The organism is Rhodococcus sp. EPR-157 (assembly GCF_001647195.1).
In the GTDB taxonomy this organism is placed as follows: domain Bacteria; phylum Actinomycetota; class Actinomycetes; order Mycobacteriales; family Mycobacteriaceae; genus Rhodococcoides.
Map to the genome: position 1 here is coordinate 1 of NZ_LVCV01000224.1, position 2,117 is coordinate 2,117.

At 69.1% G+C, this 2,117-nt stretch carries 1 protein-coding gene and 1 pseudogene; one reads left to right on the top strand and one right to left on the bottom strand.

Going from position 1 to position 2,117, the window contains the following annotated elements; genetic code table 11:
• Nucleotides 1-429, bottom strand: a pseudogene (locus tag A2J03_RS10220) (Hsp70 family protein); the annotation flags it as partial.
• Nucleotides 430-683: 254 nt separating this feature from the next.
• On the opposite strand from A2J03_RS10220, the gene A2J03_RS10225 reads away from it, so the two are divergent.
• The coding region (locus tag A2J03_RS10225; protein WP_197480701.1) for an IniB N-terminal domain-containing protein at nucleotides 684-2,117 on the top strand (1,434 nt) is incomplete at its 3' end.

Sequence of the window (2,117 nt, forward strand, 5' to 3'; positions counted from 1 at the left end):
GGCGTCGGGAACCCCTGCGCGCTCCAGGGCGTCGCGCAGGACATCGGCGGTGTACGCAGTCCACCGATCGGGATGGGTGACGACCACGGCAGGTTCGGTGGTGGCACCTGCTGCTACTTCGGCCACCAGTACGCGGGTCGCGGTCGCGAACAGATCCTCGGCGAGGTAGGACACGCCGTCCTCGTCGAGCAGCGGAACGGGATCCCCCACCCGGTCTGCGAATCCGGTGATCAGATGGCGCTGTTGTCGATCCGACAGAGCGGCAAGGCTCGGTGTCGCCCCGGGGCGGAGATCGAGAGCCGACCTGCGTACGACCGTCGGCATTGCTTCATCGGTGGCGAAGTCGCGCGGTGCATACGGGTCGTAGGAAGTATCCATGGCGGCCACCGAGGTGACCGTGCCGATCCGTATGCCGAGCCCTGCGCTCATCTTCAATCTCCGATTTCTCTGCTCGCGACGCCCGCCGACGCTGTTGGGGATGTCGCCAGCATGGCACTTTTCGTTACGTCTCACAGCAGGTGACGGCCTACATGCGGGCAAACCCCCTAATGGCTGCGAATCCCCTAATGCGCCAACCCTGGGTGCACTGGATCGAGTAGGGGGATCGACCCCGTTGGGCGAACTGGGTGGGACCCATAGCTTTGTGATCAACCACGAACGTCCGACATCGAAGGAGCCACGCAATGGCCACGAACGCTGTACTCGACTTCATCCTCAGCCTCCTCCGCGACGACGAGGCGGCTGCCGCATACTGCGCCAACCCGGACGGGACTCTGGCTGCTGCCGGTCTCGGCGACGTCTGCCACGCGGACATCGTCGCCGTCGCCCCGTTGGTCGCCGAGTCCGGACTGTTCGCAGGTGCAGGTTCGCAGCTGTCGGCCATCCTCGGTGCAGGAGCCGGCGCAGCAGCGAACCTGGAAGGCGGGCTTGCCGGCGGAGGCGCCATCGGCGGCGGTCTGTCGACGGGCCTCGGTCTCACAGCCGGCGCGGTGGTCGGTGGCGGTCTGGCAGGTGGCGGAGTCATCGGTGGCGGCATCGGCGGAGGGCTCGGCGGTGACCTGGACCTGGCAGGCGATATCGCGGCATCCATCGGCGCCGCACTCAGCGCTGCCCTCGCCGTCGGCGGAGGAATCGGCGCGGACCTCGGTGCTGCCTTCGGCGCGGCACTCGAAGCGGTCGTCGGTGCAGGCGGTTCGGTCGACCTCGGCGGTTCGGCCGACCTCGGTGCCGCGCTGACCGGCTTGATCGGCGGCGGCCTCGGACTGGGCGCAGGACTCGGTGCAGGACTTGGTGCAGGACTGGGTGCAGACGTCACGGCAGGACTCACCGGCGCACTCGACGCAGCCATCGGCGCGGTCGGCGGACTCGACCTGAACGCGCTCGCAGGCGTCGAAGGAGCTCTCAGCGGGGCACTCGGAACGGTCTTCGGTGTCGGTGGCGACATCGGCGCCGAACTGGGCGCAGCTCTGGGAGATGTCTTCGGCGCCGTCATCGATGCCGGACAGATCGACCTCGCTGGAGGTCTCGCAGGCGGACTCGGAACGGCACTGACCGCAGGCCTCGGCATCGGCGCTGACGTCGCCGCACAGCTCGGTTCGGCTCTGGACGTGGCCCTCGGCGCAGGCGGCGGACTCGCCGCAGGCATCGGCGGTGGCCTCGAAGGAGTGTTCGCGCTGCAGAGCGGCCTCGCGGCGGCTCTCGGAGCTTCGCTCGGCGCGGTGCTCGACGCCGGCGCCCTCGCCGATCTCGACCTCGGTGGACTTGCGGGCATCGACCTCGGCGGAATCATCGCCGGATCCCTCGGCACCGCACTGGACCTCGACGCAGGAATCGTCGGGGACCTGACCACCTCGATCGGAACGGCCATCGACGGCGCGTTCGGAGCTGGCCTCGGCGGAGTCGTAGACCTCGAAGGTCTTCTCGGTGCTGCATTCGGAGTGGGCGGCGAAGCAGGCGCAGCCATCGGCGGCGCTCTCGACGCAGTGGTCGGCGCAGGAGGAGCGCTCGATCTCGGCGCTGCACTCGGTGCCGGAACCGCTCTCGGCGGCGCGCTCGAGGGAGCATTCGACGCCGCCCTCGGTGCGGCAGGCGACCTCACCGGCGGCATCGATCTCGGT